Below are 23,697 nucleotides of genomic sequence, written 5' to 3' on the forward strand. Positions count from 1 at the left end.
AATCAAGGATCATTTTCAAAAATACATCCCAGAAGCAGGGCTTTATTAAAATTTGTTTAATTAGCTTTGTTTGATTAAGGCCTTGAAATCATCCCGTGACAAGGCCCTTTTCCCCATTTTACGAAATCGATGGTTCTGCATGGCTAGAGTTACAATACATGATATTGCCAAAAAGGTAAACACCACTGCCTCAACCGTTTCCAAGGCCTTAAACGACCATCCCTCTATTAGTACCGCCACCAAAGAACTTATCAAAGATGCGGCCCAGAAACTAAACTACCGGCAGAACCGGCTGGCTTCGTCGCTCAGGTCTGGCAGAACCAACATTATTGGCATTGTCATTCCCAGTTCAGAGATTGGTTTCTTTGCCACAGTGGTGCACGGCATTGAAAAAGTAGCCCGCAATCACGGCTACAATGTGCTCCTGTTCCAATCTAATATCTTAGGTGAATACGAGGTAGAAGGAATTGAGACGCTGTTGCATTCTAGCGTAGACGGCATCATTGCCTCCATCGCTAAAGACACCACTACCCTGGATCATTACCTGGAGGTAAAGAAGCGCAAAGTGCCCTTGGTTTTGTTTGACCGTACCAAAGACGAGATTGGCGTGCCTTCTGTGGTTATTGATGACTACAAAGGCGCCTACATGGCCACTGAGCATTTGATCATGCAGGGCTATACCCGCATTGCCCACATTTCTGGAGCACAGCACGTAAAGATTTTCAATGACCGACTGCGGGGCTACGTGGACGCCCTGCGTGCGCACCACCTGACAGTTGATGATGACCTCATCCAGTATGGAAAGAACTCCATTGAATCTGGGAGAGCCTGTATGCAAGCCCTGCTAGACGGCGCCAAAAAACCAGACGCTGTATTTGCCGTGGAAGATTTTACTGCCTTGGGAGCCCAGCAAATCATCAAGCAAAATGGGTATAAGATTCCGCAGCAGATTGGATTGATTGGTTTCGGAAACGAGTCCTTCAGCCCGTATATTACGCCTGGCTTGTCTACGGTAGACCAACAGGCAGCGCAAATGGGCGAAGTAGCCTTTAATATGTTTCTTCACCAGATCAACAACCCAGACATTAGCACAGAATCCATTGCCAAGATTGTACTTGACCCAGTTCTAATCATCAGGGAGTCTTCCACCAGAAAGCCTAAAAAAGCAGAAAAGCTGAAATAGGGTTTATAGCTTGATGATTTTGACATCCCTTTTCGTTTTTAGCCTGTTTCTTGGAATTTAGGCCAAAAACGAAAAGGGATTTTTATTGATAGCTACTGGACATTGGCAGTTTGAGAAGGTAAAATATTCTTACTGATCAAACACTTTTTTTTAGACCTCTACTATTGCACTTATAGAAGGTAACTTTCTCAAAGTAAAATAACTATCCTCCCATAAATTATCATTTGGTGCGGCGTCAATTAAAAGAAGGTTTCCAGCTGTATTTTCTTCTTCCTATATTACCCATCCAAAACCTGACTAACCCAAACAATTCCCGCTTTATGCAGCAACATTCAAGTAAAAGTTACAGCTCGGCGCTATATACGCTGGCGATGGTGTTTTTTTTCTGGGGCTTTCTGGCCGCCTCCAACGGAGTTTTCATTCCCTTTTGCAAATCACATTTCAACCTAAGCCAGTTTCAGTCACAGTTGATTGACTCTGCCTTTTACGGCGCGTACTTTATTGGCTCCCTCCTGCTTTACCTTTATTCTACCAGCGTTGGTTTTGATTTCTTAAACAAGATTGGCTATAAAAGAGGCATTATTTATGGCCTGTTGGTATCGGTGGTAGGTGCCCTTGTGATGATTCCGGCGGTTAATACCGGTGAGTATCTCTTTATTTTGCTCGCCTTCTTTGTGATTGCCCTAGGTTTCTCTTTACAACAGACCGCAGCCAACCCGTTTGCGGTGGCCTTGGGTGATCCCGCCACGGGTTCGCACAGATTGAGCTTGGTGGGTGGTATTAACTCCCTAGGTACAACCATTGGCCCTATCATTATTACCTTGGTATTGTTTGGAACGGTAGCTGCCACTCAGGAACAGACAGAGTCGGCTCCCATTAGCTCTATAAATACCCTTTACCTGATTTTGGCAGGCGTGTTCTTGCTGGTGGCGGGTATTTTTGCTGCCCGCAACATGCCAAGGGTCACCTCTGACGAAGAACCAGAGCGCAGTGGCAAGGCGACCGTCTCTTTGCTAGCCATTACCGGTTCCATCATTGCTCTTTCCGTGATTGGCAACTTCCTGCCCGAAAGCGAAACGGGTACATCTACCATGATTCTCTTGGTCCTGGCCTTGGTAAGCGTCATCCTTATTTTAGTGCTCTCTAATTTAGCCGCCCAAAAGAACAGCGAAGGCTGGGGTGCCATGAAATATCCGCAGTTGACGCTGGGCATGATTGCCATTTTTGTGTACGTGGGCGTAGAAGTAACCATTCAAAGCAACCTAGGCGCTTTATTGGCCACACCAGAGTTTGGCGGCTACAATGAATCCCAGATCTCGCATTATATTTCATTGTACTGGGGAAGCTTGATGATAGGCCGTTGGATGAGCGCCGTTACGGTGTTTAACGTGAGCAGAAACGCCAAACTGGTATTGAGCATCTTGGTGCCGTATGTAGCTTTTGGCGTGGTATTGTTTGTGAACTACATCTCTGGCAATGACGTGAGCGATTTATACATCTATGCTATCTGTATTGCCATCATGATTGCCGCCAACTTCTGGGCCAAGGGCAAGCCAGCCAAATTGTTGATGGGCTTGGGTTTATTAGGCGTGGTAGCCATGCTGGTAGGTTTGTTTACCACCGGGTCGGTCGGATTGTTCGCGTTCATTAGTGGTGGTTTGGTTTGCTCTATCATGTGGCCAAGCATTTTTGCCTTGAGTATCACCGGCTTGGGCAAGTACACCAGCCAAGGCTCTTCGCTGTTGATTATGATGATCTTAGGTGGTGCCATCATCCCGCCGTTGCAAGGCGGCATCGCTGACTTTACAGACATTCACTCCTCTTACTGGGTGGCGGTAGTGTGCTTCGGGTATTTGACGTTCTTCGCTTGGAAGGTGTCTGACATCTTGAAGAAACAAGGCCATGACATTGAGAACCTAGAGGCTGAAGGCGGTCACTAAACGTTTTCCAACCGTTCAACTTCTGAAAAGGGCGAGTGTAATTACTCGCCCTTTTTTAATGTCCTATTCAGCAAGAATTCTCCAGGTTCATGACAGGCTATTGTCACCGATTTTGGCTTGTTTTCTGGGAAATAGGCTAAAACTGGGTGTTGATGATATGAGTCATCCGTTTAGTTTTCAATAATTCTAATCAGCCGTTATTGGTGCCCTCACCAACCGCCTCACCTGCTTCTCAAGTCGCTGTTTGAACCACCACGGCCGTTGCAGTGCACGCTGTGGGCTGTTCCTTCGGTAGTACCGTTTGCTCCGGTGCGCACCACCTTTCTTGTTTCATTTTGTCTGCTAAGCGCTCACGGCCGCGGGGCCTCGTCTTGCCCCTTCGCACTGCTGTTGTACTCTGGGCCTTTGGCCCCGCCCTGGCGGGCGACGAAACAACAGAGGCGCTCAGAGCCAAGACTGGTTCTGGTCCCAATTCTGTAAGGGCTTGATGGTTGCGTGGTTTAGTTGTAGGTGATGGCGGTCCCTGTCGCTGCAGAGTCATACGTGCTGCGCACGGTCTGCTATATCATGGTTTAGGAGACCGGCCGGGCCTTGCGGCCGTCTGCCAATTGTAGCGTCGTTCCGCGGAAAGATGTAGTTCTCCACAGCACCCAACCACCCAATCTAGTAAGGCACCGTTCTCTGCAACACAATACCCTTAAATTGCAGTGGTGAAAGGTCATAGATAACCAGAGGCGGCACCGTTTCATGGGTGTCCGTCGTGTCGGTGCCAGGAGGCTACGGCCACTTGGGCCATTTTTAGCCCCATTTCTAGAAAACAGGGTAAAAACGCAGATCCGGTGCTCAAAAGACCTCGTAGCGTGCGGAGCACCTGCCCGCGTCTGTGCCATTGACCGTTCCATCCGCAGATTCCCCCTTGATGGAGGCATAAGGGGATGTCTACTCTGTCAAATCAAAAACCTCCCCTCCTGTTTTAAAAGGGACTGGAAGTGGTTAAACCAGCTATATGAAAGAGACAAGGCATTGCGTGGTCTCTACAAGAAGCGGCCACTCACAGAAAAGGCCATCTTAACCCGGATAGCGTCATTGTCTTCATAAGAAGACATGCTCTTGCTAAGTAAGGGAGTTCAAATCTAATGGAGGCGCTCCCGTATCATGCTGGCATATCTTTCCGCGGAAAGACGCTACGTGGAGAGATCTCGTTTTTGGCTTAATTCCTGGAAAACAAGCTGAAAATGAATGGATCGGGTAAATAAAAAAGGCCAGCTCCTGTATAAGAACTGGCCTTTTGTAAAAGTGATGAGAACCTACTGCACTATGATTTGGACAGATTGTGCAGTGTTACCGGTGATGACTTTGCAGATGTACATACCCGGGGCAAGCCTTCCTCCTTTTGTAGTGGTTAAGGCTTGCTTCACGATTTTCGCGCCTGCCGTCTGACGGCCCAGGTTTTGGTCATTGACCAATCTACCTAGTTGGTCATACAGCTTTATCTGTACCTCTGTAGCAGAAACCAACTGGTATTTAAGCGTTACTTGGCCACTGTTGCTTGGATTAGGATATACTACCAATTCTTTCACCAGTGCGTCCTTGTCTTCTAAAACACCTGTGATGATGCCCGTTTGAGTAAGTCTCACGGAGGTGTACAAACGCATTTCGCCGGGTTGTAAGGTAATGCCCTGGTTGACGTTGTTCACTACTAACGCTTCGCCAGACATGTAGTCATACCAGGTGCCTGTGTATTGGAACTTGGCGTCTGCCGTAGTTGCCGTCAACCCGAAATTCCCCACAATGGCCACGTTCATGCTTGGGTCCTGGATATGGATGCGCTTGATGGTGCCACCCAAATCTAACGTAAAGTCATTAGATTCAAAGGCTGGCTGCTCTACCTTCAGTTTAATCAAGGCCGCATAGACATCATATAGTTTTTTGCGCTCGGCTTCCTGGTAGTAGTTCCAGAGAATAGGCTTGTTGCCCGTTCTACCGTTTTGATCAATGGAGATGTCATAGCCTAGCTCACCAAACTGCCAAATCATCTTAGGTCCAGGAATGGTAAAGAAGAAACCGGCAGCCAGACGCATGCGCTTGAGGGCCGTGGTTAAATTACGGGTGCTGTAGGCGCCAGCGCTCAACCCGTTTCTCAATACGTCATACATCAAGCGCTCCTCATCGTGGCTTTCCATATACCCTACCACGTGCGGGCTGTTCCAGCCGCGGCGCTTATGAGAAATCCAGTCAAAGTTAGAGTTGTTCATATCGCCTTTGGCGGCCTGGCGGTAGTTGTGGTTGAGATTGCCCCATAACATCATTCCCATGTCTGCCAATACCTTTTCCTCACTGTTGTCAGCTAAATGCTCCAGAATGACATAGGCATTGGGATCCACGCTCCAGATATGGTCTGCCATGCGCTTTAAGATATTTACGCGTGACTGATCATATTGTCCCCAAAGACCCACGTTGCCCAACGTCTGTTTCTGCGTGAAGCCTTTGGACAAGTCAAAGCGGTACCCATCAATGTTGTATTCTTGTAGCCAGAACTCATTGACGCGGTCTATGAAATACTTGGTAGCCAGGCTTTCATGGTTAAAGTCATGGCCCACGTTGTAGTCATGGGTGGGCGTTGGGTTAAACCAAGGATTGTCTGGCGTAGTCTGGCCGGTAGCGCTGTTGTAGTACAACTGCACCATAGGCGACTGACTGAAGGAGTGGTTCAAGACCATGTCAATAATCACGGCCATGCCTCTTCTGTGCGCCTCGTCAATGAACCGCTTAAGCATGTCTTTTGAGCCGTAGTACTTGTCTGGCGCGAAGTAGAAGCTAGAGTTATAGCCCCAGCTCAGGTTTCCCTCAAACTCATTAATAGGCATTAACTCAATGGTATTCACTCCCAGGCGGCTCAAATAATCAAGCGTGTCTGTCAGTGTCTTATAGTCATGGTTGGCCAGGAAATCACGGACCAACAGCTCATAGATGACCATGTCGGTCTTTTTAGGACCCGTGAAATTGGTCACCTGCCAGGAATAAGGCGTTTGATCCGTTTGCAAAACGCTGGTGAGGCCGGTGGTTTTACCGGTTGGGTAGGCTTTTAGATTAGGGTAGGTAGCCGCGTCCAGGTATTGATCGTTGTTAGGGTCCAGCACCTTCTCGGTGTATGGATCGGCTATCTTGAGCGTCTCATTCACCAGATATTGGTAGGCGTATTCCTTCTTAGGCGTCAGGTTATCAATGCGGGTCCAGAACCGAGTGCCATCCGGCGTTTTGTACATGGGGGTACTAGGCGCCCAATCATTGAAATCCCCGATGGCATATACGCTTGTCTTATTAGGTGCGTACAGGTTCAGCAAAACGCTGGTGGGGCTCAGATACGTGACGCCATCTTTGGCACCGGCAGGCAAGGCTTGAACCTGCGTGGCGGTTCTCACCACAAACCCAAATGAGTCAGCCGCCATCACCGTACCACCGTTGTCAGCGGTTAATTTAACTTTATTATAACCAGCGCTAGTGGCCACCAGATTGGCTTCTAAGGCCGTGCCAGAGGCTTCAGAAACCTTTTGCCCGTTCACATATAGCTTAAGCGACGTGCTGCTGGAGGCGGTGCCTTTTACCTGAATGGTTTGGTTTTGGTCTACAAAATAGGGATTCATGCCCACCGCCGGTTGCGTAATGGTCACGTTGATGGCCCCCGACCTATAGATGGGCACCTTAATATCCTTGTTCTCGGTGTCCTTGCCTTCCTTGGTGCCGGTGCTGGTCTTGCTCCAGAACACAAACATCAAGGCGGTGATTTCTTCATTGGCAGCCACACCGTAATACGTGCGGGGGTTGTCAATCACCAACTGGTATTTGTTGTTGCCCAGCGGCGTCATTCTGGTGGCTTCAATGCCTACCTCCCAACCGCTCTTCACGTGCGTCCAGGTAGTGCCGTTGTTCACCAGCACGCCGGTATGCGCGTAAATAGGCGTAGTCACATTCTCCAGGCCGCGGTTTCCTTTAGTAGCGTCAAAAATAATGGTTACCTTATCGGTTTGAGTAGGGAAGTCTGGCGTCCAGGTGACTACCTGCGCCTGGCCAGTATTTGCCAGAAGAGCCAACCATAAGAGGCTAAGCAATCGTAAAGTATATTTCATGCAAAGGCGTTAAATAGTTTTAAAAGAGAAATTTACGGAGAATTACTGGTTTTACGCAATCGTTTTCCTTGATAATTTACTAACGATGGCGCCAAGACCGAGGCCGTTTTTGGCATCTTTTGAGAAAAACAGGCTAAAAACGATTTAGATTCAAATTTTAAAGACCATATTTTCTGCTCAACCAACATCCTATGCCCACCACCACGCCCCTACCGCTAGTGCAGTCTGATATGTACCTGGAGCCTTATCTCCCCCAACTACTCAAAAGACAGCAACGGTTCAAGGAAGAAGTCCATAAAATAGAGCAGTCAAACGGTAATTTAGAGACATACGCCACCTGGCATGAGTACCTAGGCGTACACCAGGCAGATGATACGTCTGGTTGGTGGTACCGCGAGTGGGCGCCGGCGGCGCAATCGTTGGCTTTCATTGGCGATTTTAACAATTGGGACCGCTCTGCGCATGTGCTAACTAAAAAGGAAAATGGCATCTGGGAAGTGTTTGTTCCGGCAGACGCCTACCCTATTCAACATGGCCAGCGGTGCAAAGTGCACGTGGTAGACCAGCAAGGCAAAGGACAAGACCGGATTCCTGCGTACATCAGGCGCGTGGTACAGGACCCCGAGACGTATGACTTTGCCGGCCAGATCTGGCGCCCCCAGGAAGAGTTCTCCTGGACCGATGGTTCTTTTCAAATAAACGCCCAGTCAGCACCACTTATTTATGAATGCCACGTGGGCATGGCCACCGAAGAGTACAAAGTAGGCTCCTACCGCGAATTTGCGGATTTGGTTCTGCCACGCCTTTCCGAAACCGGCTACAACTGCCTGCAACTGATGGCTTTGGCGGAGCACCCGTATTACGGCTCCTTCGGGTACCATGTCTCCAACTTCTTCGCGCCAAGTTCCAGGTTTGGCACGCCAGAGGATTTAAAATACCTCATCAATGCCGCGCACAAACTGGGTATAGCGGTTGTGATGGATCTGATTCATGCGCACGCCGTCAAAAACGAAGCCGAGGGACTGGCCAACTTTGACGGATCCGGCGGACAGTATTTTCATGAAGGCAAAAGAGGCCATCATCCGGGCTGGGACTCTAAACTGTTCAACTACGGCACAGAAGAGGTGCGGCGGTTTCTTTTATCAAACCTGCGTTACTGGCTAGAAGAGTTTCATATAGACGGCTTCCGGTTTGACGGTGTTACCTCCATGCTCTACCACCACCACGGCGAGGGTGTCTCCTTTGACCACTATGACAAATATTTTGATGCGGGCGTAGACCAAGACGCCATTCTCTACCTGCAACTGGCTACGCAACTGTCACATTCTCTCAAGCCGGCGTCTATCCTCATCGCCGAGGACATGAGTGGCATGCCAGGCCTTTGCCGTACGCATGAGGAAGGCGGCATTGGGTTTGATTACCGCCTGGCCATGGGCATTCCCGATTACTGGATTAAAACCCTCAAACACAAACGGGACGAAGACTGGAACCTACACGAAATCTGGCATGAGCTCACCAACCGCCGCTTACAGGAGAAAACCGTGGCCTACGCCGAGTCCCATGACCAATCTTTGGTAGGCGACAAGACCCTGGCCTTCTGGCTCATGGACAAGGAGATGTACTTTCATATGCACGTACAGGATAAGAACGCCGTCATTGACCGCGGCATGGCCCTACACAAAATGATACGCCTCATCACTCTGGCGTTAGGCGGCGAAGCCTTCCTCACTTTCATTGGCAATGAGTTCGGGCATCCTGAGTGGGTGGACTTCCCGAGGGAGGGCAACAACTGGAGTTACCAGTATGCGCGGCGTCAATGGTCCTTAGTGGACAACAAAGAACTGAAATACCGCCAATTATGGCAGTTTGAGAAGGAGATGCTGGCCTTACCCAAGGAGTACAACCTCTTAACTCATGGGCCGGCACACATGCTCCATCTGGACACTACCAATAATGTGCTGGTGTTTGAGCGAGCGGATTTACTGTTCCTCTTCAACTTCCACACAAAAAACTCCATCCCAGATTACATTCTGCCAGTAAACCATGCCGGAAGCTACCAGATTCTTCTTTCTTCAGACGCTCCTGAGACTGGCGGCCATGACAGAGTAGACACTACCATCTCCTACTTTACACAACCCACCAAGTACGGTCCAAGGCTCAGCATTTATCTGCCCAACCGCACAGCCTTGGTTTTGAAACGGGTAGATTAAAGATGAGCTTTTCACTTGAATTTAATGCTTGCTGGTCAGAAACTTAATTAAGGAAGCAAATACAGAGTCACGGTCGTTTTTGGGCTATTTTTCAGGAAACAGCGTAAAAACGAATAAGGCTTTAATGAGGTGGAAAGCCTGTGTGATACTGGCACTAGCCAATAAAGTGTGCGCTACAAACAGAGCGGCCCCGCTGAGGAGTAGATTTCTCAACGGGGCCGCTCTACGCTTGTAGCGTATCATTAGGAGGGGGAATGCGCCACGTCAAACAGCGCCTGGAAGACTTTACTAGAGGTGGCCTGCCAGGTGTAAGGCTTTAAAGCTTCTTGGTTGGCCAAGACCGCTTTGTTGCGCAGTTGCGGGTCATTTAAGAGTTGCAGGATGTGGTCTGCTAAGCCTTCGGTGTCATGGGCATCGGCTAAATAGGCATTAGGCAATACCTCCCCGGCACCGGTCTGGCGGGTAATCACCACCGGTATTCCAGCTTGGGTGGCTTCAACGGCCGCCAGTCCAAATGGCTCAGACACGGCGGGCAGGCAGAAGACACTTGAATCATGCAGCAAGGCCTTGGCTTCTTCCTGCGGAAGGAAACCGGTAAAGGTCACTGCTTCTTCCAACTCCAGTTTCTTGGTGAGTTGTTGGGCTTCGTCCCATAAAGGGCCATGGCCGGCTATGACAAACGTAACGCTTGGGTCTTTTCTATGAATGCACTTGGCTACGCGTAAAAACTGCAAAGGTCCCTTCTGCGGCACCAACCGTCCCAGAAAAATCACCTGTCTGGCATTGGCCGGCGTAGTGGGTTCAAAGCTGTTCTCAGAGCAACCATTGTAGATGACCTTTATTTTGTTTTTGCTGACGCCGTAACGAGTAGCGATCATGTTGGCAGTGCGCTCACTTACGGCCAGAATCAGGTCTGCCTGTTGCATGGCTTTAGCCTCTAGTTCATACACCCACCCCCAAGGCTGGGCTACCTGTCTATCAAAAGTGAGGCTGTGCACGTGCAGTACCAAAGGCACTTTGCGTTGGGCTTTTATTTCGGCTCCCGCCAAAAACGTCATCCAATCATGGGCGTAGACCACGTCTATCTCTTTATGAGAGGCCAGCCTAGCCGCAAATCGGGCAAACTGAATCACTTCAAAGTTAAGCGTTCCTCTGGGACCGGTGGCAATTGTGATTTCGGGCTGAGGACGTGGCGTTACAGGTGGCAGGTCCTGGACTTCTTCTGATTGGCTTCCCTCCTTCTCTGCCAGTTCTTTGGCTAAGGCTTCTTTGAGGTAGTATTCCTCATCGTTCTCATATGGAAAAAGGTTGGCTGGGACTCTATAGGTTTTGGCAAAACGCTCGTAGGTCTTGGTGGCGGGTGCCTGGGTAATGGTGGCTAAATCTAAATCATTCAGGCCCACTACGTTGGTACGCTGGGACAGGGCCTGCCCTTCGGCTTGGGGGACGATGAGGGTTAACTCAACTTCTTTAGAAAGTGATTCGGCTAGGTGAAAGCAGGCTTTGCCCACTCCTCCATTCAAGACAGGCTGGTCTTCCCAGCCCAACATCAATACGCGCAGTTTTTCCATGGTAAGCTCTAATTCAAACTTGGCAGGCCCAGGGCCTCTTCTATGTAAGGTAGTCTTTCTTACGCCAAGTTAGAATCAGTAAATTTATTTAATTATCCTCTACTTAGATAAGAATAGGAAGGTTAAAAGAAACTTACAGTATTTCACGCAAAATATTTCAGAGTGCAATGGGGAATCTTTTACTTGCGAATAGTTTTCTCAGATTTTTAGAATGGACCATTCTTTTCAAGACCATAATTACATGCTCAATGACCTGGGCGCCAAGCGGGAAGAATTTTTTCCGGGCACGGTGCAACAGGTTGAGCAGGCAGACCATCATATCATTTTCACCTGTGACAACCGCGTCGCCCTCAGGCTGGAAGTAGTCACAGACAGTATACTCAGGTATAGGTTTGCCACTGAAGGCGCGTTTGCCCGAGATTTCTCTTATGCCGTAGAGCCCCAGCGCAAGCCTGCTGCCCCTTCTTTTGAGTTCAAGGAGCTGACAGACCATTACCGCATCACCACCCAAGACCTTATTTGCACCATTTCTAAATTAGGGCTGCGCGTACGGATGTTGGACCGCTCGGGTATTCTGCTCAACGAGGATGAAAAAGGTTTCCACTGGGAAGAACACAAAGACTACGGCGGCGACATTGTCAAAATGAGCAAGGTGGCCAAACCGCATGAGTTCTATTACGGACTGGGCGACAAGGCCAACAACATGAACCTGCGCGGCGAACGCTTTGAGAACTGGGGCGCCGACACCTATGGTTATGGCAAGGGTTCTGACCCGCTGTACAAAAACATCAACTTCTTCATGGGGCTGCACAACCGCAACGCCTACGGCATCTTCTTTGACAACACCTTCCGGTCGTTTTATGATTTTGGGCGGGAGCGCAAGGACGTCACCAGCTTCTGGGCACAGGGCGGCACCATGGACTACTACTTCATTTACGGTCCTACCCTGCTGGAAGTAGTCCAAAAGTACACCCTCATGACGGGCACACCCGAACTGCCTCCGCTTTGGTCTCTAGGCTACCATCAATGCAAATGGAGCTATTACCCAGAAAAGGTAGTAAAAGACCTGGCCAAAGGCTTTAGGAAGCACCAGATCCCCTGTGACGCCTTGTATCTGGACATTGACTACATGGAGGGCTTTAGGTGCTTTACCTGGAGCAAAGACCATTTCCCGGACCCGGCCCGTCTGGTGAAGGAATTAAAAGACGACGGCTTTAAAACGGTGGTGATCATTGACCCGGGCATCAAGATTGACCCAGACTATTGGGTGTACCAGGAAGGCGTGGCCAACGACTACTTCTGCCGCCGCGCCGATGGCCCAGTGTACAAAGGAACCGTTTGGCCGGGCTTATGCCACTTCCCGGACTACACCCGCGAGGACGTGCGCGAATGGTGGTCTGGCCTCTTTAAAGGCCTGATTTCTGAGGTGGGCGTGAAAGGCGTTTGGAATGACATGAACGAGCCAGCCGTGTTTGAGATTGGCACTTTCCCGAACGATGTGCGCCACCATTTTGACGGCGAGCCGGGGAGTCACCGCAAGGCCCACAACATCTACGGCATGCAGATGGCCCGCGCCACGTATGACGGCGTTAAGCGCTTTTCTTACCCAGACCGGCCGTTCACCATCACCCGCTCGGGTTATGCCGGCGTGCAGCGCTACGCCTCGGTTTGGACCGGTGACAACATTGCCTCCTGGGAGCATCTGTGGCTGGCCAACATCCAGTGCCAGCGCCTTAGTATTTCGGGGATTTCCTTTGTGGGCTCAGACATTGGCGGTTTTATTGAGACGCCAGACGGAGAGTTGTACATCCGGTGGTTGCAATTGGGTGTCTTCCATCCTTTCTGCCGCACGCACTCCTCTGGGGACCACGGCGAGCAAGAGCCTTGGTCCTTTGGCGAGCCGTTCACCAGCCTGGCTAGAAAATTCATTGAGCTGCGGTACCAGTTACTCCCTTACCTCTATACCACGTTCTGGCAGTACACTAACCAAGGTACGCCCATGCTAAGACCATTGGCCTTGCTAGACCAGAATGACCCGGAGTGCTATGAGCGCATGGCCGAGTTCTGCGTGGGAGACCATTTGCTCATCTGCCCTATTACCCAGGCCGGGGTAGACGGCCGCGTGATGTACCTGCCCCAAGGCCAGTGGTATGATTTCTGGACCGATAAAGTTTTTATGGGCAAGCAAGAATTCTGGGCTAATGCGCCCTTGGACAAAATCCCGATGTTTGTACGGGCCGGTGCCGTGATTCCGTTTTATCCCGTGCAACAGTATGTGGGTGAAAAAGACATACAGGAAATCACCTTGCATGTCTACTATAGCCCAGCCACCTTTGAGAGCATAGTGTATGAAGACGGCGGCGACGGCTATGGATATGAAGAAGGCCAGTATTTGGAGAAGACTTTCCAAACGGCTACTTCTTTGACTACCTATTCCTTAACGCAGCAAATCAAGGGCGAAGGCGTCACGCTACACCAAACGTATCGGGTGGTCTTCCATGGCATGCCGGCAAAAACTGCCTCTGTGATGGTGGATGAAGCGGTGATTGAATTTGAAGCCTCTCCTGACTTTGCCACCTTGACCGTGGTAGTGCCAAGTGGTTTTAAGGCACTCAACTTGAATTCGGCTATTGCCGCTGAGTAAGCTTCTATAAAATAACAAGAGTCCCGTTTTTGGGCTGTTTTCCAGAAAACAGCCCAAAAACGGGACTCTTGTCTTAAGATGATTTTGTCGTGACTTTACTCGTCGGCGTTGAGGGCCAAATGGTAGGCGCGCTCATAATGCACCAGTAGTTTCTTCCAGTCAAACATTTCTGAGGAGCTTTCCACCTTGTTGCGCTGGGCAATACGCTCTCTGCGGCTGAACTCCACGAAGTCAAACAAATGCTTGGCCAGTTGCTCGGCAGATTCCTCAAAGCCTTTCTCATGACGGTTAATCACGTAAATGCCCTTCTCAGTGTACTTTTTGACGTGCTTCTTCACGTAATCCCCAAAACCGGATAAGTCACTGGTCACCGCCGGAATTCCGCTGGCCACGCACTCTAGCGGCGTGTAACCCCATGGCTCATAGTAGCTTGGGAAGACGCCCAGGTGACAACCGCGCACAAACTGGCCGTATTCCATCCCAAACAGCGGGTTGGTAGGTGAGATAAAGTCTGGGTGGTAGACAATCTTCACGCGATCATCGGCATTGTTCACCAGGTTTGACGTGCGCAGGAATTCCAGGATCTCATCGCTCTTGTCATTGACCAGATTATGCGTCACCACAGATGGCAGATGATGAGTCTTCCAGGATTGCAGCGTACGGCGGTAGCGTAGCTTCCAGTAATCGTCTACAAAATTCTCCAGGTTGGGCAGCTTATACTCGGTGCTGGCGGCGGCCTCATAGAACAGCTTTTCTTTTACTTGATTGCTGATGGCGTCCACGGTTTCGCGTATCTCCTCCATCAAGGCTTTGGAATGCAACACCTCGGGGTTGATGGAATGGAACGGCTGCTTAGTTATGAAGAACATAACCACCGTGGTATCCATGCGCGCCTTCTTCATTCTATAATTCAAGCGCGCTAAAGCCTCTAGCGTCAAATCAAAGCCTTTGTTGCGGTACTCAAACCTACCGGAGGTAAAAAAGTATAGCGTCTTGTCCAGCGCAAAGGGATAGCTCTGGAAGAAGTGCGACATTACAAACCGGTGAATCTTTTCCTTGTAGGTCAGGTGCAGATTCTGGAACTCGTGCATAGCTGTGAACCGGCGTATGTTCAAGCCGTTGGGCAAGACCGTATCTGGGATTCTGTCCAGCAGGTAGATACACTCCCGCACGGTTACTTCACTAACCGTAGTAAACACGTGCGCCCCATGCGCAGCGGCGCGTTCAATGGAAACGGCTGGCTCAATGTTAAAATGGCGCGCTTCCTTCTGCCAGTCTACGGCGGTGAGCTGGTCATAGAAGTTAGGGTCGTTCATGGCTAGGTAACGTCCCAGCAAGGTAGCGTGTGTAGTGAACACAATCTTTACGGGTACCTGCTCGCGGCGCAAGTCTGGAATGGCCGAGCCCACCATCCACTCATGAAAGTGGGCCACCACCTTAGACATGTTGGCCACCAGCTTTATGAACTTCTTGGTCATCTCCCCGAACGCCAGCACCTGGTGGAGCAGGTGCTCGTCATTGGTAGGGATGTGGTGGTTTTCCCAGAGCTGGTGTTTGATTTCGTCTAGTTTATGAAGACCGCTGTTAGGGTTGATGAGTACTATGCGCGGCCGGCCCGTGATAAGCCAAGTACCGTAATAGACCTCTACCCCTTCCTCGCGCAATTGCAACACCGCCTTGCCAAACACGTCTGAGTAGTCCTCCGTCGGCTCAAATTCAGCGGCGGCCTGCTGCGGAAAATAAGGTCCCACCAAGCAGTACTGGTCACCCCAGTATTCCATCATGGCGGGTACTTTGGACCGGATGACCGTATAAATTCCCCCTACCTGGTTACAGGCTTCCCAGGCAATTTCTAATAGGTGTGGTGAGGCGGTAGAGTATGGCATAGCAAATGGATTTTGGCCTATTTTACCGAATATAGGCCAAAAATGATTGCCTGCGCAGGAGTATTTCTGAAAAAGCTTAAACTACAGGCCTCAATTCTCTGGCAAGCAAGTGCTTACAGCTAGCACAAAGGCAATCAATTCACCTCAATTATGGGTTAGAACTGGCAAGAAAATTATCCATGGTGTTAGAAGTGTGCGTAAGACCTTACATTTATGATTGAGGGCACCTTTGGATTGTCTTGAAAACCTATCTTAAATAACCTATGAACAATGAATACCTCGGCCACGTGATTTGGTCACAAGTAGATGCCAATATGCACTTGCGCCACTCGGCGTATGCAGACTTCGGGGCGCAGGCCCGCATAGTTTTGCCGAATGAACTGGGTCTTGACTTCTCGGTTTTCCAGAAATTGCAAATGGGACCCATCCTGTTTAGAGAAGAGCTCACCTATCAGCGTGAAGTAGGCATCAACGACAACATCAGAATTCTTTCCTTTCTCACCAAAGCCAAGCCAGACGGCTCCAGATGGTCTATCAGGCATGACCTGTACCGCGGCGATGGCGTGAAAGCAGCGGTGATTAACGTGGACGGCGCCTGGTTAGACCTAAGGCACAGAAAGCTTACCGGCCTGCCCCCAGAAGTAGCCGCCAAATTTATGGAAGTAGCCAAATCTGAGGACTTTGAGCAAATAGGTAGTTAAGTGCGTTTTTGGCCTGTTTTCTGAAAACAGGCCAAAAACGCACTTAATATCATTATAGAGCTCGTCCTCCTTTTAAGAACTAGTTATAAACGCTCCATTGACAACATTACCGGCTGGCATGAGTATTTATACCTATCCAAAGGTGGCTAAATAATTACGCTAATGTCAGGTAATCATCAGCATCACATTCTGGAACAAATTTTAGAGAAGACCCGCAGATTGGTCTTCTCCTTTGACGTGGACGCTGGTATTTTTACCTATCTCAACAGCGCGTTTGAGCAGGTCTGGAATCATACCCGCGAACAGCTGTATACCAACCCCAGCCTCTTCTTAGATTCCATTCATCCAGAGGACAAAGATTTCTTGTTGGCTGAGATTCAAGAGTTATTAAATGGCGAACAAAAGGAGGAGTTAGAGTTCAGGGTGCGTATTGCGGGCAACGCAGAAAAGACACTGCTACTTTCGCCCGTGGTCCTGAAGGATGAACGCGGGCATGTGCTGGTCACGGGCATTGCCGAGGACATTACCAGCAAGAAGGACAACATCACCAACCTGCAGAAGTTTGCGGCCAAGAAAAATTCCATCCTTGAGATTCTGTCGCATGATCTGGCTGGTCCGCTGGCCAGCATTCAGTCCATTTCGGGGTCTCTATCTGAGTCCTTTGACAACGGCCAATTGACTGAGGATGACAAGCAACTGGTAAACATTATTTACAAAACCAGCGCCCGCAGCATTCAAATGATACGCGAGTTTGTAAAGCAGGAGTTTCTGGAATCTGCCAACGCCGACATGATGAAGGTGCGCCTGAACCTGGCTGAGAAGCTTACAGAAATTGTGGAGCAGTACAAGCAGGCAGAAACCCACATCAAAAAGCATTTCACCTTTACCGCCACTTCAAATCAAGTCTATGCCTCAATTGACCAGAACAAGTTGATGCAAGTGGTCAACAACCTTATCTCCAACTCCATCAAGTTCAGCAAGGATAACGCGCATATTGATGTCTCCTTGACAGATATGGATGACAAAGTACTTATTGAGGTAAAGGATGACGGCATTGGCATTCCGGCGCAGTTTCATGAAGAGCTGTTTGACAAGTTCACCAAGGCCCGCCGCAACGGTCTTAAGGGAGAGCCGTCTGTGGGCTTAGGCATGTCCCTGGCCAAAACCATTGTGGAGTGGCATAACGGTCGCATCTGGTTTGATAGCCAGGAGAACAAAGGCACTACCTTCTACATTGAACTGCCCAAGGATTAGCAATGCCTCGCTGCTCATTTTTGGCTTGTTTTCAGGAAATCAGACCAAAAACGAATTCATGGCTAGGGTTTTAATTTACTTGCTCTTACCACCTTATTGACGCCGGGTTGGTCAGTCTAGGTTTACTTCTTTAAAACCTGTAAATAGCCTTTATCATACACCCGCTTTTGGGTGTAGGCATCTTTCTCATACCAGATGTCCAAGACAAAAGACGGGGTGATGTAGGTGGTAGCAAACTCTTCTTCGCCGTTAATCAACTTGGTATTGGTGACCATCTCATACCCTTTTTGCAACGCTTCTTCATAGGCAACTTCTTCGTCCTGCGTTTCTTCCAGACAAGTGTCATACATGGCATGGTATTGCTCTGTGATGGCTTCATACAACCGCTGTAACTGGCTTGTCTCAAATTCCATGAATCCCTCCTCGTCCTTGGTCCACCAACCTGTTATGAGCATACTTTTAACTTTGTTTGTTAAATACCTTTGCCGCTAAAGTATTTGATAAATCCACCATATGAAAGGATTTACTTAAATGCAAAAACCCCCTAACCAGATTTCTCTAGCTAGGGGGCTTGTGCTTTGCAACCAAAAGGTCAACAGGCAAAAATCAATGGTTCTTATTTGCGGACCACTCTGAGCGTTTGAGTGCCCTTAGAGGTCACCAATCTTACAATATACACGCCCACGTTTACAGAGTTGTCACCCCACTGCACTTGCACCGGTGTATTGGCCTGGGCTTTGCTGTTGGCAATGCTTTTCACCAGAGCCCCGTTCATGCTGTACACCAGGAGGCTATATTCATCATCCTGGTCAAAGGCAAACTCAAAGGTCACCTTATCAGAGAACGGGTTAGGGTAGCTGATAAACTTGCCTTTGGCAGTTGGCTGGTTCTCCAAAGCCACTACGCTGCTTGGTTTCACGTTGCCTTTCACGGCCTCATGGATGACAATAGAGCCACCGCCTAAGATGGTGTTAGAAGAAAGTTCTGCGTTCTCAGCGGTGCCTTTTTCATTGTCATACACCACGGGTCCACCCTTTTTCCAGATTTTGATTCTAAACTTGTCAGAACCGCCGCCGCCGGTTACCTGCCCGTCTGTGGCAACCACCATGAACTCATGTAAGTCTGTGCCACCATTCACAAAACCCGTTCCTTTATAGGTGGCTTTTGATCCGGCAATTACCAGAGTACCTGCCGCATGGCTAGAGCTTTTAAAATTGACACTGCCCGCTGCAAACTGGAACTCAGTATTGCCCTCTACCGTGTTAGTGCCTTTTTTGTATTTAGAAACAAACCCGAAGTTTGCTTTGCCCACCGCCTCTGAACCGGCCAATGCCCCAACAGGAGAATTTATCCAGCCACCTCCGGTGACAAAACCGCCCGTTGGATCATATACAGGCAGGTAGGCAGTTGCTAACCCACATCCGCTTCCGGTTGAGGCTTCTACCTTGTACACGTTAACGCTCAAGCCGGATACTTGCAAGGTGGCTACCCCGTCTGCATTTGTGACAGCAGTACCCTTCTCTACATTATCCAACTTGAATACTACCAAGACACCTGCCAGCTTGCTTCCATCTGTGCTGGAGGACACCACAGCCGAAAGCGTTGCGCTAGATCCTACCGGTACCGGATTCCCGCTTGCAGAGGCGTCAATAGCTACCTCCCCTACAGTTAACGTCCCTTTATTGAACGTAATGGCATAATTACCAGAAGTGACGCCGCTAGCAGTAATGTCATAGAATCCTTTGCCACTGTTTACATGCGCTAAGGTTGCAATAGACAAAGATCCACCCAATACGCTGGCGGTTTCATTGTTGACGAAACCAGTGTAGGTAACGGTTAACGGAGGATTCACCTGACCACAGTACTTGGCTTGGTTGTGTGGGGTTATGGAAAGGGCTGCCTGCGCTATATCAAAGGTCTTGCTATCACTAGAGCCAAAATGATTGTCATCTCCAGCGTAGGTGAAGGACGCGGTGGCAGTACCAGCATTCATGTTATTCTGGTACGACGCGGTGGGACTGAGATTTAAATTGCCAGCTCCCGTCACGCTAACCGTTGCTGGTGTCTGGGCCAATCCTGAATACGTAAACTGACTACCTGTAATGGTCACTACCGTAGTGGAGGTTGCCTTTCCAATAGTAAACGTCTTAGTATCACTAGAGCTAAGGTAGTTGGCAGATTCAGGGAAGGTATAACTGGCAGTGGCCGTACCCGCATTGATGTTATTGGCATAAGCTGCCTCAGGGTTCTGATTCAACCCTCCTGGTCCAGTCACGCTCACGGTAGCGGGAGTGATACCTGAGCCGGTATACGTGTAAGGACCTGCTGGAATTGTCACCAAGGTGGTAGTGGCGGCTTTGGCAATTTTAAGGGTTCCACTAACGGGGTCAGCCTCATAGTTGTCATTGCTCAGAGAGGCGGCTGCGGCATAGTCTCCTGCATCAGTACCTGCACCAGATACGGTTACGCCGCTTACATTTGGGGTAGCCGTCACGGTTGCAGACTTGAGAGTACCGTCATAGGTGTGGATCAAATTGCCAAGGACTAGGGTCACAGGTGCTTTGTTAATCTTAACGGCCACCTCTCCTGTCTGACTGGTATAGTTAGGGTTGGAGAATGTCCATCTGGCAGTACCGCCGGGCACATTGGTAAAGCTGTCGCCAAGTTCTAAACCTTCCAGTGCTTCGTTGTTGACCCCAGTGGCAGAACCGGTGGCACCGTGCGCCTTTCCATTATAAGTACCTTCATATCCAGAAACTACCACTGCGGCAATTGCCTTATCAATTGTAAAGGTTTTGCTGGCAGATGATGGAAGATGGTTCTCAGATTCTGGATAAGTTGCGGTGGCGGAGTACCTTCCAGCATTCACTGGCGCAGTAGAAGAATAAGCATAGGAAGTAGGTGCCACCCCTTCATAGTACACTGTGACCGGTTGATTTAACCCGCCTGCACCTGTAACATTTGCCAAGGCTCCTTTCTCAGAACCATTATAGGTAGCATTGCTGGCGGTTAGTTCTAAAACTGTAGCTGCTTTAGCAATTACCAAGGTGCCAGCCGCCGAACCACTGTAATTGTCATTGCTTAACGATGCCTGCACCAAGTAGGATCCAGCATTAGTAGGCGAAGTGACACTATGGCCTTCTTGGCTATAGATTATGTTCACCCCATTTAAACCAGTCGGGCTGGTAGAATAGCCAACGGCCTTACCCACACCATTGTAAGTTTGCGATAAATCTCCTGCTGCTAATGCAATAGTGGCAATGGCTTTTTGGGCAGTTACAGCAGCCGTTACCTCAGGCGCGGCTAGGTAGTTATCATCGCCTGGTTGGTTGTATGTTACCACGCCTGTTCCAGTCCCTGAGTTCATGGTATAGTTGGCGCCTGCATTACTCAAGGCCCCAGTGCTACCATACACTACATTCAACCCAGAAGTAGCAGTAGCAGCTACCGTAAACCCAGTATTATACACCGCACTAGCCGGCAAGGCCGTCACTACCGTAATGGTTTGTTCTGCTTTTTCTGCATTTACAATTTCTGTAATAACAGTGGCAGGATTGTAATTAGCGTTTCCGGGTTGGCTGTAACGAACACTGCCAGATCCAGTACCAGACGTCATGGTAAAGGTAGACCCTATGTTGCTAAGTTTGCCGTCACTTTGGTAACTAACCTCTAACCCTGAGGAGGCGGTAGCCGCTACCATGAAGTTGGTCTGGTAAACAGCACTGCTAGGTGCGTGGGTTGTGACCGTGATGGTCTGGTTGGCCTTATTAACCATAAAGTCATGGGTAACGGATGTTGCCGCATTATAATTTCCATTACCTGCTTGCGCAGCCGTTACACTGGCCGGGCCAGCCCCGTTAATGGTAATTTTTCCGGTACCGGCATCATAGCTGATATTACCTGAGGTGGTGATGGCTACCGGAAGACCAGATGAGGTACTTGGAGAAATGGCAAATGCTTCATCACCAAAGGTCTTGCTTTCAATTAGAGCAAAGGAGATAGCTTGATTTGCCTTTGCAACTACTAAGGTACCAGTTGTAAAACCCTCATAGTTGTCATCCTGAACTGTCACTGATACAGGGTAGCTATTCGCATCCTTTGGTACTAAATCGCCAAAGTCATAAATAAGCGTTAAGCCACTTGGCGTTGTGGTGGCAGCCACCGTTTTAACCAAACCGTCATAGGTTTGCGCTAGCGTTCCAGCTACCCAAACAGGCGTAACTGTTGCTTTATTTATTTTAATCGCTACTTCTCCATTCTGGTTTGTGAAGTTAGGATTGCTGAATGTCCATTGAGCGGTACCCCCAGGCACGTTGATAAAGCTTACCCCTGCTTGTAATCCAGAAATTGGCTTATTATCAATGCCTAATGCTGTCCCAGTGGCCCCATGTGCTAGCCCATCATACTCTCCTTCATAGCCTTGCACACTTATGGTAGCTACTGCTTTAGTAATGGTAAGAACAGACGGCGTATTGGTAATAGAATAATTATTTAATAGTTCTTGAGCCGCATTTAAGGTTGCGGTAATAGGATAACCAGATTCAGTGACATCACTCATTTTCACTGCAGTGGTAGAATAAGAAACTGGAATAACATCCGACCCCATCAAACCTGTCATCTTTCCTGTCAAAACTGGATTTTCAGTTCCATACACCTTTGACTGGGGATCAACCTCCACCTTTAGATCTGCGGTCCCAATCGTGAGAGTGCCTTTCTGAACTTCAGCTGTATAATTTGGATCCGTGATGGTGGCGTCTATTTTATAAATGCCTGCATTTGTTGGGATTGCAGTAGACTCCTCATAGGTAACACTTACTGGTAGGCCAGCTGGCATAGTTTCTACCGTTGCCCCTTGAGGGCCGCCATTGTACTTCTTAGTTAAATCAGAGATGGAGATGGTTGCAGGTGCTGGAGAAATAATCAAATCACCTTTTCCACTACTGGCAAAATAATTAGATGAGTTGGATATACTTACTGTTAATACTTCATTATAGGAATTAGCATTTTTGATAAACGATGGAAGATTAGCAAATGGAATTGTTAAAACTGCTACACCATTAGAGTTTGTATTACTAGTTCCCATGGTAATTTCACCTACACTAAATGATATAGGTAAGCCCTCTATATTTAAACTCACTTTTGCTGTGAGGGTAACAAGACCTCCATAACTTCCTGATCCCTGTATATTAGAAAATACAGGATTGGCTTTAGTAATTGTAAAATTCACCCTTTTTGTTTGTCCTGCATATGGGATATTCCCAGGATCTCCTGAAAAACTTACTTCTAACCCTGCTCCTCCACTGTAGGATCCTACATTTTGTGTTAATACCACCGCTAAGCTAGCTTCACCATCACTCTTAGTTTGACCTGTGCCCAGAATAATGCCACCTAATTTAAAGCTTAACCGCCTGTTAGGGATAGGATTATTTTGTCCCACATAAGTAGGAGGAGATCCTGCACCTTGTTGTGTAAGTTTACTTGAGAGGATAATGGCAGAGCCAAAGGCTCCAGATGTAGGGGTAGGATCACTTAAAGATGTGTTTGCATCCGTGAAAACATGACTTGCTTTATAAGCACTTGCTTTCCCAACAGCCAAAACTGTGAACTTTACTCCTATATGTCTCAATTCCACCTGATAATCTATTCTCCAAGTACCATCTGAGTTTACCGTGACATCATACTCGTGATAGTCAGGGTAATCTGGCTCCTCTTTAAACTCAACATGAACCTGTTGATCTAAAGTCCAGCCGGTTCCTGTGATATGCGCTATTTCTCCAGGCGCGTAGTCGTCCTTGTCTGAGGTTACAGTAGGCGCTGGTAATCCTGCACTCGCGTAGGCATCTGTAGCCTTTGCCATGCTTATCTTATCCCCAACAAAAGTCCGTCCAGCCCCAAACCCAAGGGTGCAAAACGAGAAAACGGCCCATAGGGTAAGGCTTACGGCTAAAAACCGCTGAAGCGTAGAAGCCCTTTTCAGCGGTTTTTGTTTTTCTTGGACAAAGGAGTCCTGCAAGCTTTTTGGAAAAGATTGAGTAAAGTTTCTCATGAACTTTAAGGAAAAGAATGGCAGTTGTTCTGAAAGAGATGGGGGAAACCCACGCCAGTAGGAGCGCGACACGAGAGCAGTGAGCAGTGCTATAGCACTACTGCTTTACATTAGGACTTGTTAAACACAGGTGTG

11 protein-coding genes are annotated in these 23,697 nt (G+C 48.8%); 6 read left to right on the plus strand and 5 right to left on the minus strand.

The features are described 5' to 3' along the window. The first annotated feature begins 139 nt into the window (after nt 1-139). Together ABD880_RS04830 and ABD880_RS04835 are read left to right on the plus strand one after the other, a co-directional pair. Nucleotides 140-1,183, plus strand: a complete 1,044-nt coding sequence (locus ABD880_RS04830; protein ID WP_345162909.1) for a LacI family DNA-binding transcriptional regulator — start codon at nt 140-142, stop codon at nt 1,181-1,183. A gap of 320 nt (nt 1,184-1,503) precedes the next feature. Next, nucleotides 1,504-3,123 carry an MFS transporter gene (locus tag ABD880_RS04835; protein ID WP_345162912.1) on the plus strand — a complete coding sequence of 540 codons (1,620 nt, stop codon included), beginning with the start codon at nt 1,504-1,506 and terminating at the stop codon, nt 3,121-3,123. A 1,307-nt stretch (nt 3,124-4,430) separates the two neighbouring features. On the opposite strand, the gene ABD880_RS04840 is transcribed toward ABD880_RS04835, so the two are convergent. Beyond that, nucleotides 4,431-7,250, minus strand: coding sequence for a DUF4961 domain-containing protein (locus ABD880_RS04840; RefSeq protein WP_345162915.1), 2,820 nt, complete (start codon nt 7,248-7,250; stop codon nt 4,431-4,433). A gap of 191 nt (nt 7,251-7,441) precedes the next feature. Here ABD880_RS04840 and ABD880_RS04845 point away from each other — a divergent pair, with 191 nt between their 5' ends. Continuing rightward, a complete protein-coding gene (locus tag ABD880_RS04845; RefSeq protein ID WP_345162918.1) occupies nt 7,442-9,460 on the plus strand; it encodes an alpha amylase C-terminal domain-containing protein in 2,019 nt (672 codons plus the stop codon). A gap of 242 nt (nt 9,461-9,702) precedes the next feature. Here the strand turns inward: ABD880_RS04845 and ABD880_RS04850 are convergent, their stop codons facing one another. Next, complete coding sequence (locus tag ABD880_RS04850) at nt 9,703-11,031, minus strand: glycosyltransferase family 4 protein (protein WP_345162923.1); 1,329 nt, start codon at nt 11,029-11,031, stop codon at nt 9,703-9,705. Between the two features lie 211 nt (nt 11,032-11,242). Here ABD880_RS04850 and ABD880_RS04855 point away from each other — a divergent pair, with 211 nt between their 5' ends. Further along, a complete protein-coding gene (locus tag ABD880_RS04855; RefSeq protein ID WP_345162926.1) occupies nt 11,243-13,675 on the plus strand; it encodes a glycoside hydrolase family 31 protein in 2,433 nt (810 codons plus the stop codon). A 95-nt stretch (nt 13,676-13,770) separates the two neighbouring features. Here the strand turns inward: ABD880_RS04855 and ABD880_RS04860 are convergent, their stop codons facing one another. Continuing rightward, the gene (locus tag ABD880_RS04860; RefSeq protein ID WP_345162929.1) at nt 13,771-15,561 is read right to left on the minus strand and encodes a glycosyltransferase; all 1,791 of its coding nucleotides are present in this window, start codon (nt 15,559-15,561) and stop codon (nt 13,771-13,773) included. A gap of 263 nt (nt 15,562-15,824) precedes the next feature. On the opposite strand from ABD880_RS04860, the gene ABD880_RS04865 reads away from it, so the two are divergent. Further along, the gene (locus ABD880_RS04865) at nt 15,825-16,262 is read left to right on the plus strand and encodes an acyl-CoA thioesterase (protein WP_345162932.1); all 438 of its coding nucleotides are present in this window, start codon (nt 15,825-15,827) and stop codon (nt 16,260-16,262) included. 162 nt (nt 16,263-16,424) lie between these two features. Continuing rightward, on the plus strand, nt 16,425-17,516 hold the full coding sequence (locus tag ABD880_RS04870; RefSeq protein ID WP_345162935.1) for a PAS domain-containing sensor histidine kinase: 1,092 nt from the start codon (nt 16,425-16,427) through the stop codon (nt 17,514-17,516). 122 nt (nt 17,517-17,638) lie between these two features. Here the strand turns inward: ABD880_RS04870 and ABD880_RS04875 are convergent, their stop codons facing one another. Both ABD880_RS04875 and ABD880_RS04880 read right to left on the minus strand, forming a co-directional pair. Further along, nucleotides 17,639-17,971 (minus strand): hypothetical protein, encoded by a 333-nt coding sequence (locus ABD880_RS04875; RefSeq protein ID WP_345162938.1) that lies wholly within the window; start codon nt 17,969-17,971, stop codon nt 17,639-17,641. 161 nt (nt 17,972-18,132) lie between these two features. Next, on the minus strand, nt 18,133-23,562 hold the full coding sequence (locus tag ABD880_RS04880; protein WP_345162941.1) for an MBG domain-containing protein: 5,430 nt from the start codon (nt 23,560-23,562) through the stop codon (nt 18,133-18,135). Nucleotides 23,563-23,697: the final 135 nt, after the last annotated feature.

The organism is Nibribacter koreensis, assembly GCF_039541795.1.
GTDB classification, from domain to species: Bacteria; Bacteroidota; Bacteroidia; order Cytophagales; family Hymenobacteraceae; genus Nibribacter; species Nibribacter koreensis.

Bases quoted from the DNA above. Each gene is read 5' to 3' on its own strand.
- ABD880_RS04875 (WP_345162938.1), bottom strand. From the start codon at position 17,971: ATGCTCATAACAGGTTGGTGGACCAAGGACGAGGAGGGATTCATGGAA.
- ABD880_RS04850 (WP_345162923.1), bottom strand. From the start codon at position 11,031: ATGGAAAAACTGCGCGTATTGATGTTGGGCTGGGAAGACCAGCCTGTC.
- ABD880_RS04835 (WP_345162912.1), top strand. From the start codon at position 1,504: ATGCAGCAACATTCAAGTAAAAGTTACAGCTCGGCGCTATATACGCTG.
- ABD880_RS04880 (WP_345162941.1), bottom strand. From the start codon at position 23,562: ATGAGAAACTTTACTCAATCTTTTCCAAAAAGCTTGCAGGACTCCTTT.
- ABD880_RS04840 (WP_345162915.1), bottom strand. From the start codon at position 7,250: ATGAAATATACTTTACGATTGCTTAGCCTCTTATGGTTGGCTCTTCTG.
- ABD880_RS04865 (WP_345162932.1), top strand. From the start codon at position 15,825: ATGAACAATGAATACCTCGGCCACGTGATTTGGTCACAAGTAGATGCC.
- ABD880_RS04855 (WP_345162926.1), top strand. From the start codon at position 11,243: ATGGACCATTCTTTTCAAGACCATAATTACATGCTCAATGACCTGGGC.
- ABD880_RS04830 (WP_345162909.1), top strand. From the start codon at position 140: ATGGCTAGAGTTACAATACATGATATTGCCAAAAAGGTAAACACCACT.
- ABD880_RS04870 (WP_345162935.1), top strand. From the start codon at position 16,425: ATGTCAGGTAATCATCAGCATCACATTCTGGAACAAATTTTAGAGAAG.
- ABD880_RS04845 (WP_345162918.1), top strand. From the start codon at position 7,442: ATGCCCACCACCACGCCCCTACCGCTAGTGCAGTCTGATATGTACCTG.
- ABD880_RS04860 (WP_345162929.1), bottom strand. From the start codon at position 15,561: ATGCCATACTCTACCGCCTCACCACACCTATTAGAAATTGCCTGGGAA.